The organism is Variovorax boronicumulans NBRC 103145, assembly GCF_001591345.1.
In the GTDB taxonomy this organism is placed as follows: Bacteria; Pseudomonadota; Gammaproteobacteria; order Burkholderiales; family Burkholderiaceae_C; genus Variovorax; species Variovorax boronicumulans.
Genome location: NZ_BCUS01000078.1, coordinates 22235 through 29961, shown reverse-complemented (window position 1 = coordinate 29961; position 7727 = coordinate 22235). Strand labels below are relative to the sequence as shown.

Here is a 7727-nt window from a genome sequence, read left to right as displayed (position 1 = left end):
CTGCCCGGCAGCAAGGCCGCGAAGCCCGACCTGCGCGAGACGCGCCTGCTGCCGCTGGCCTCGCTGCGTGCGCGCCACAGCGTGCATTGCGGCTCGAAGGCGGCCAACCTCGGTGCGGTGCTGGCCGCGCGCATTCCCTCGACCACCGTGCCCGACGGCTTCTGCATTCCGTTCGCGCACTACGACCGCTTCATGCGGTCGAACGGGCTGGCCGAGCGCCTCGCGCGCATGCAGCAGCAGCCCGGCTTCGCGGGCGACCCGCAGGTGCGGCAGAAGGCGCTGGCGCAGCTGCGCGACGAGATCGTGCAATGGCCCGTCGAGCCTGCCACCGCGGCGGCCTGGCGCGCGGCGTGGCAGGCGCAGCTGGGCGGGGGCGGCGTGTTCGTGCGCAGCTCGTCCAACTCGGAAGACCTGCCGGGCTTCAGCGGCGCGGGGCTCTACACGACGGTGCCCAACGTGAAGACCGGCGACGCGCTCGAGCTCGCGGTGAAGAAAGTGTGGGCCTCGGTGTTCAACCCCGAGGCTTGGGAGGCGCGCAGCGCCGCGGGCTTCGGCGCCGAATCGGTGCTGATGGGCGTGTTCGTGCAGACCGCCATCGACTCGACCAATGCGGGCGTGATGATCACCCGCGACCCCTTCGACGCGGGCCACCCGCACGTCACCTACATCTCGGCCAAGCGCGGCATCGGCATTCGCGTGGTCGAAGGCAAGCGCGTGGCGGAGCAGGTGATGTACTCGAGCTGGTCCAAGGCCATCCAGGTGCTCAGCCGCTCGGCCGAGGAGACGGCGCTGCAGTTGGACAAGGACGGCGGCGTGAAGGAAGTGCCCGTGGAAGTGGGCCGCCACGTGCTGACCGACGAGCTGGTGGTGCGGCTCGCCAACGTGGGCGCGGCGGTGAAGCGCACCTTCAATGCGGTCGACCAGGACATCGAGTGGGCGACCGTGGGCGACAAGATCGTGCTGCTGCAGGCGCGGCCGTATGTGGAGCGGCGGCGCTAGTTCACGCAGGCCTCAGCCTGGCGTGGCACGCGGGCGGTGGCCCGGCAGCGTGTTCAGCGGAATGCGCAGGTAGGCCACGCCGTTGTCGTCGGGCGGCGGCAGGCGGCCGCCGCGCACGTTGACCTGCATCGACGGCAGGATCAGCGTGGGCACTTCGAGCGTGGCGTCGCGCGCGGTGCGCATGCGCACGAACGCGTCTTCGCCGATGCCGTCGCGCACGTGGATGTTGTGGGCGCGCTGCTGCGCCACCGTGCTCTGCCAGCGCGGCTCGCGCGTGGCGGGCGGGTAGTCGTGGCAGACGTACAGCGTGGTCTCGGGCGGCAGCGCGAGCAGCCGGCGCATCGAGCGGTAGAGCTCGCGCGCGTCGCCGCCCGGAAAGTCGGCGCGCGCGCTGCCCAGGTCGGGCATGAAGAGCGTGTCGCCGACGAAGACCGCGTCGTCCACGAGGTACGCCATGTCGGCCGGCGTGTGGCCGGGCACGCGCAGGGCCTGCGCCTCGATCTCGCCGATGTGAAAGCGCTCGCCGTCCTTGAAGAGGTGGTCGAACTGGCTGCCGTCGGGCAGGAAGTCGCGCTCCAGGTTGTAGAGGTGGCGGAAGGTGGCCTGCACCGTGCGGATGTGCTCGCCGATGGCGATGCGCCCGCCGGCCTGCGACTGCACATGGCGCGCGCCCGAGAGGTGGTCGGCGTGCGCGTGGGTCTCCAGGACCCAGTCGACCTGCAGCGCCTGCGCGCGCACGTAGGCCAGCAGGCGGTCGGCCGAGGCTGTGTCGGTGTGGCCGGAGCGGAAGTCGTAGTCGAGCACCGGGTCGATGACGGCGGCGCGCTTCGTCGCACGGTCCCAGACCACGTAGGACACCGTGCCCGTCGCGGGATCGAAGAAGGCCTGGGTGGTGGCGCGTGGGGGCATGGGGGTCGGGGTCATCGGCGCTCCTTCTGCGGTGCCTGGAGGCCAGGCAGTCGTTCATTCAATCAAGCGACAAATATTATATGAATTCATATAATGTTATTCCGCGAACTGTCATCCCACCATGAAGACCCCGACCCACGCCATCGACCCCCAACTGCTGCGCAGCGCCGCCGGCCAGGCCGTCGCCGTGCTCAAGCTGCTGGCCCACGAGGCCCGGCTGCTGCTGCTGTGCCAGCTCTCGCAGGGCGAGATGTGCGTGAGCGACCTCGAAAGCACGCTGGGCATCCGCCAGCCCACCCTGTCGCAGCAGCTGTCGGTGCTGCGCACCGAAGGCGTGGTGGACACCCGCCGCGAGGGCAAGAACATCTACTACCGCGTGGCCGACCCGGCCCTGCTCGAGATCCTGGCGGTGCTGTACCGCCTCTACTGCCCGAAGGAGAACTGAAGATGCCCACCATCGACTGGCCTCATTTCACGCCCTGGGCCGCACTGGCCGGCGGCGTGCTCATCGGACTTTCCGCCGCGATGTTCGTGCTGCTCAACGGCCGCATCGCCGGCGTCAGCGGCGTGCTGGGCGGCTTGCTGCGCCCCATGAAGGGCGACATGGCCTGGCGCGCGGCCTTCGTGCTCGGGCTGGTCGGTGCGCCGCTCGTCTACGGGCTGTTCGCCGTGCTGCCCGCGGCGCAGATCGACGCGGGCTACGGCACGCTCGCGCTGGCCGGCCTGCTGGTGGGCGTGGGCACGCGCTACGGCGCGGGCTGCACCAGCGGCCACGGCGTGTGCGGGCTGGCGCGGCGCTCGCCGCGTTCGCTGGTCGCCACGCTGGCGTTCATGGCCGCGGGGTTCGCCACGGTGTTCGTGGTGCGCCACTTGTTGAACCTGTCGTGAACCGGGAGACCTGCCATGTGGACCGCCATTGCTTCCTTGCTCGCCGGCCTTGTCTTCGGGCTCGGCCTCATCGTCTCAGGCATGGCCAACCCGGCCAAGATCCTGGGCTTTCTTGACGTGGGCGGGGCCTGGGACCCGTCGCTCGCCTTCGTGATGGCCGGCGCGGTGGCGGTGAGCACCATCGGCTTCCTGCTCGCGGGCCGTCGCAAGGAGTCGCTGCTCGGAGGGCCGCTCACGCTGCCCAGCCTGCGCCACATCGACCGCCGCCTGGTCGGCGGCAGCCTGCTGTTCGGCGTCGGCTGGGGCATCGCGGGCTTCTGCCCCGGGCCCGCCTTGACCTCGCTCGGCACGGGCGAGGTCAAGGCGCTGGTCTTCGTGGGCGCCATGCTGCTGGGCATGGGCCTGTTCGAGCTGCTCGAGCGCCGCCGCTTCGCGCGGCGCCCGGCCTCAGCCTGAGAAGGCGCGCGCGTTCAGCCGTACAGGTACTGCGGCAGCCACAGCGTCAGCCCCGGCCAGATGTACATGAACACCATGCACAGGATGACGATCAGCATGTACGGCATCATCCCTGCGAAGATCTGGTTGATCGTCACGTGCGGCGGTGACACCCCCTTCAGGTAGAAGGCCGACATCGCCACCGGCGGCGACAGGAACGCCGCCTGCAGGTTCACGAACACCAGCACGCCGAACAGCAGCGGATCGATCTGGAAGTGCGCCAGCAGCGGCAGGAAGATGGGCACGAAGATCACGATGATCTCGGTCCACTCCAGCGGCCAGCCCAGCACGAAGATGATCGCCTGCGACAGCAGCAGGAACTGCAGCGGGCTGAGGTTCATGCTCAGCACCCACTCCTCGACGATGCGCTGGCCGCCCAGCAGCGCGAACACCGCCGAGAACAGCGCCGAGCCCACGAAGAGCCAGCAGACCATCGAGGTGGTCTTGAGCGTGAGGAACACCGCCTCCTTGATCTTCTTGAAGTTCAGCGTGCCGGCCTGCCACGCCATCAGGAAGGCGCCGGCCGCGCCGACCGCCGCCGACTCGGTGGCGGTCGTGATGCCGAACAGGATTACGCCCAGCACCACCAGCGTGAGCGTGGCCAGCGGCATCACCGACGACACCAGCATGCGCAAAATTTCGAACTGCTCCGCGTCCATGCGCCAGTAGTACCAGCCCAGCAGCGCCAGCGTGAAGAGGCAGGCCACCCAGAAGCCGGTGTAGAAGGCATCGGGCACCGCCGCGGTCTTGGGTGCCTCGACCGCGTCGCCCAGCTGCTGCAGGCCACCTTCACTGGCAGGGGCGGCGGCGGGCTCGCTGCCCGGAGGCTCCTCGACGCCGCCGGGGGGCTCCTGCAGGCCGCTGCTTTCGGTGGTGTTCGCGGGTTCGTCGGCGCTCGGCGGCTCGGCCAGACCGGTGCCGGACGGTTCGGCTGCAGCCGGCGCGGCGGCTGCGGGCTCGCCGGTCTTCTGCGTCGCCTGCTGCGTGGCCACCGGGGCGGCCGCGTTGTTGTCCTTTTGCGAGTAGATGGTCACGTACCACCACACCGAGCCCAGTGTGACGGCGGCCAGCGCCAGCGGCACCAGCGCGCTCAGCAGGCCGCGCAGCAGCATCCACCAGCTCAGGCGCACGCCCTCGACCGCGCCGCGCAAGGCACGCCCCGGCGCCACCACGGCCGCGGCGAGCGCGGGCAGCATGCGCGGGGAGTAGCTGGCGGCGAGATGGGCCACCCAGGGCGTGATGGGGGCACGCTGCTGGTCGATCGGCATCTTGGGCGCCACCTTCGGTTGCAGCACGGCCCATCCGATCACGTAAATCAGGTACAGCAGGGCGAGGAAGAAGCCCGGGAACATCGCCGCCGCGTAGAGCTTGACCACCGACTGCCCGGCCACGGCCGCGTACACGATGATCATCACCGAGGGCGGAATGAGGATGCCCAGCGTGCCGCCGGCCGTGATCACGCCGGCCGCCAGCCGCGTGTCGTAGCCCGCGTTGAGCATCGGGCGCATCGCGATCACACCCATCAGCACCACCACCGCGCCCACCAGGCCGCTCGCAATGCCCCAGAAGGTGCACACGATGAGCGTGGTCACCGCCAGCGAGCCCGGCACGCGGCGAAAGGCGAGCTGCACGCTGTGGAACATCTTGTCGACCAGCGCGCCGCGCTCCATCACGTAGCCCATGAGCACGAAGAGCGGAATGGACAGCAGCGTCTCGTTGGTCATGGCCCCGAAGGCGCGCTGCACCATCAGGTCGAAGACCTTGTTGTCGAGCCAGGGCGAGGCGGGGTCGTAGAAAGCGATGAAGCCGAAGAACATGCCCAGCCCCATCAGCGTGAACGCCGTGGGAAAGCCGAGCATGATCACGAAGACGATCAGGCCCAGCATCAGCAGGCCGAGTGCGGGTTCGCTCATGCGGCACCCCCGTTGCTCGTGTCGCTCTTGCGTTGCTGCGCGGCCTGTTCGATGGCGTGGGCCTTCTCGATCACCTCGCGCTTGTCGGCCTCGTTCACGTAGCTGCTGCTGGCAAGCTGGTCGCCGACCACGTCCATTTCTTCGGCGTCTTTCAGGCGCGGCGTCCACACGCCGGTCTTCAGGCACAGCACGCAGCGCACCATCTCGGCGAGGCCCTGCACCAGCAGCACCGCGCCGGCCACGGGAATCACGAACTTGAAGGGGTACACCGGAATCGGGTCGGCGTTGAAGGTCTGTTCGCGCATCGCGAGCGATTCACCGAAGTAGGTCCAGCCCGACCAGGTGAGCGCCACCACGCCGGGCAGGAAGAAAACCGCGAACAGCACGAGGTCGAGCGCGGCCTGCGTGCGCGGCTTCATGCTGCCGTAGAAGAAGTCGCCGCGCACATGGCCAGCCTGCGAGAGCGTGTAGGCGCCACCCATCATGAACAGCGTGCCGTACAGCATGTTGTTGGCATCGAAGATCCAGGCCGTGGGCGCGTTCAGCGCATAGCGCTTGAACACCTCGCCGCACACCAGCAGCATCAGCGCGACGATGAGCCACGAGAAGGTCTTGCCCACCAGCATGCTGAACCGGTCGACGGCGTGGAGGAGGCGTTGGATGGTCATGTTGTGATGGGCAGGGCCCATTCCAGAAACACCGTGGAACCGGCTTTGCCGGGCCACAGGTGTTGCCCCCTGAAAGGGGGTTGGCGAAGCGACACGAAGTGCGCGAAGACTGGGGGTTAGCTTTTCTTCTTGCCGAAGTAGTGGTTGTAGGCCATCTTGAAGTCGACGCCATAGTCGTTCTGCCACTGCAGCGCACGCTCGGCGAACACGCGCTGCGACTCCAGCACCTTCTTGAAGAGCGGGTTCTCGCCGGCCTTCTTTTCCACCGTCTTGTCCCAGGCCGCGAGCTGCGCGCGCAGCACGGCGTCGGGCGTCTTGTAGAACTTGATGCCGGCCTTCTTCATGTCCGCGTAGTCCTGCGAGTTGCGCTGCACCGCCTTCCAGCTCATGTCGGCGCTGGCGGCCTGCACGGCATAGTCGATGATGGAACGCAGCTCCTGCGGCATCGCGCTGTACTTGCCCTTGTTGAACAGCACCTCGAACTGCTCGCCCGACTGGTGGAAGCTCTGCAGCATGCAGTTCTTCACCACGTCGGGAAAGCCCAGCACGCGGTCGCTCGAGGCGTTGTTGAACTCGGCCGCGTCGATCAGGCCGCGGTCCAGCGCGGGCACGATCTCGCCGCCGGGCAGCGGGTTCACCGCCGTGCCCATCTCGGTGAACATGTCCACGGCCAGGCCCACGGTGCGGAACTTCAGTCCCTTCATGTCCTCGACCTTGGCCACCGGCTTCTTGAACCAGCCCAGCGGCTGCGTGGGCATGGGGCCGTACAGGTACGACACCACTTCCATGTTCAGGCTCTTGTAGATCTCGTCGAGCAGCGCCTTGCCGCCGCCGTAGTTGTGCCAGGCCAGCACGGTGTTGGCGTCCATGCCGAAGCCGGGGCCCGAACCCCACAGCGCCAGCGCCGAGTTCTTGCCGTAGTGGTAGGCCACCACGCCGTGGCCGCCGTCGAGCGTGCCCTTGTTCACCGCTTCGAGCAGCTGGAAGGCGGGCACGACGGCGCCCGAGGGCAGCACCTCGATCTTCAGGCGCCCGCCGGCCATGTCGTTCACCTTCTTGGCGAAGTCGTTGGCGTACTCGTGGAAGATGTCCTTCGCCGGCCAGGTGCTCTGGAAACGCAGCGACGTGGTTTGGGCCATGCTGACCATCGGCGCGGACATGGCGCCTGCGGCCACTGCCGCGCCTTTGAGGAGGCTGCGACGGCGGGGCGATTTGCTGTCTGTCATGTGTCTCTCCATATAGTTCTCTGACCGGAACACCCAGGCCGTCGTCTTCACGTTATGGTTTCGACAGGCCGCGACCGCCATCTTTGGCGCGCCACACCTTGTGACAAACAGGGTTTTCACGAACCGGTGAAAAATTCCATCATCCGGCGTGCAGATCGATCGCCCGCAGCCGTCAAAGGCTCCGGGCTTACCCTAGAGATTCGAGAGAGAAAGCAACCATGAGTGAACCCGTTGGAGAAAAAGGCTACGCCGGCGACGTGACGCCCGAGCAGGCGGCGCAGTGGATGGCGAGCGGCGAGGCCGTGCTGGTGGACGTGCGCACCGACGCCGAGCGCGAGTGGGTCGGCTACGTGCCCGGCGCCGTGCCGCTGGCCTGGAAGCAGTGGCCGGGCATGGCGATCAACCCGGCGTTCGACGACGGCGTGCGCGCCGCCGCGGAGGGCGGCAAGAAGCTGGTGCTGCTGTGCCGCAGCGGCGTGCGCTCGATCGCGGCGGCGAAGCGGGCGACCGAGCTGGGTGCGCAGGCCTACAACATCCTCGAAGGCTTCGAGGGCAACCCGGACGAGAACGGACACCGCGGGTTGACCGGTGGCTGGCGCCGGCGCGGGCTGCCCTGGCGCCAGAACTAG

General features: G+C 68.2%; 9 protein-coding genes. 5 read left to right on the top strand and 4 right to left on the bottom strand.

Annotated elements, in window-relative coordinates; genetic code table 11:
• Positions 1-999, top strand: a 999-nt coding sequence (locus tag VBO01S_RS20930) for a PEP/pyruvate-binding domain-containing protein (RefSeq protein WP_303621484.1), incomplete at its 5' end; no start/stop codon positions are given.
• A 12-nt stretch (positions 1000-1011) separates the two neighbouring features.
• On the opposite strand, the gene VBO01S_RS20925 is transcribed toward VBO01S_RS20930, so the two are convergent.
• Positions 1012-1923, bottom strand: coding sequence for an MBL fold metallo-hydrolase (locus VBO01S_RS20925; RefSeq protein ID WP_082818217.1), 912 nt, complete (start codon positions 1921-1923; stop codon positions 1012-1014).
• Positions 1924-2029: 106 nt separating this feature from the next.
• Here VBO01S_RS20925 and VBO01S_RS20920 point away from each other — a divergent pair, with 106 nt between their 5' ends.
• Genes VBO01S_RS20920 through VBO01S_RS20910 form a run of 3 tightly spaced genes read left to right on the top strand, consistent with a single transcriptional unit; the run spans position 2030 to position 3252 of the window.
• Positions 2030-2353 (top strand): ArsR/SmtB family transcription factor, encoded by a 324-nt coding sequence (locus VBO01S_RS20920; RefSeq protein WP_062478840.1) that lies wholly within the window; start codon positions 2030-2032, stop codon positions 2351-2353.
• 2 nt (positions 2354-2355) lie between these two features.
• Entirely contained in the window at positions 2356-2796 is a 441-nt protein-coding gene (locus VBO01S_RS20915; RefSeq protein WP_062478838.1) for a YeeE/YedE family protein, read from the top strand.
• Between the two features lie 15 nt (positions 2797-2811).
• On the top strand, positions 2812-3252 hold the full coding sequence (locus VBO01S_RS20910; protein ID WP_062478836.1) for a DUF6691 family protein: 441 nt from the start codon (positions 2812-2814) through the stop codon (positions 3250-3252).
• 14 nt (positions 3253-3266) lie between these two features.
• On the opposite strand, the gene VBO01S_RS20905 is transcribed toward VBO01S_RS20910, so the two are convergent.
• The 3 genes from VBO01S_RS20905 to VBO01S_RS20895 all read right to left on the bottom strand — a co-directional run bounded on the left by VBO01S_RS20905 (position 3267) and on the right by VBO01S_RS20895 (position 7098).
• The gene (locus tag VBO01S_RS20905) at positions 3267-5204 is read right to left on the bottom strand and encodes a TRAP transporter large permease subunit (RefSeq protein WP_062478833.1); all 1938 of its coding nucleotides are present in this window, start codon (positions 5202-5204) and stop codon (positions 3267-3269) included.
• Complete coding sequence (locus tag VBO01S_RS20900) at positions 5201-5872, bottom strand: TRAP transporter small permease subunit (RefSeq protein WP_062478831.1); 672 nt, start codon at positions 5870-5872, stop codon at positions 5201-5203. Before VBO01S_RS20900 ends, VBO01S_RS20905 begins: the two co-directional genes overlap by 4 nt.
• A 116-nt stretch (positions 5873-5988) precedes the next feature.
• Positions 5989-7098 carry a TRAP transporter substrate-binding protein gene (locus tag VBO01S_RS20895; protein WP_062478828.1) on the bottom strand — a complete coding sequence of 370 codons (1110 nt, stop codon included), beginning with the start codon at positions 7096-7098 and terminating at the stop codon, positions 5989-5991.
• 218 nt (positions 7099-7316) lie between these two features.
• Here VBO01S_RS20895 and VBO01S_RS20890 point away from each other — a divergent pair, with 218 nt between their 5' ends.
• Entirely contained in the window at positions 7317-7727 is a 411-nt protein-coding gene (locus VBO01S_RS20890; protein WP_062478826.1) for a rhodanese-like domain-containing protein, read from the top strand.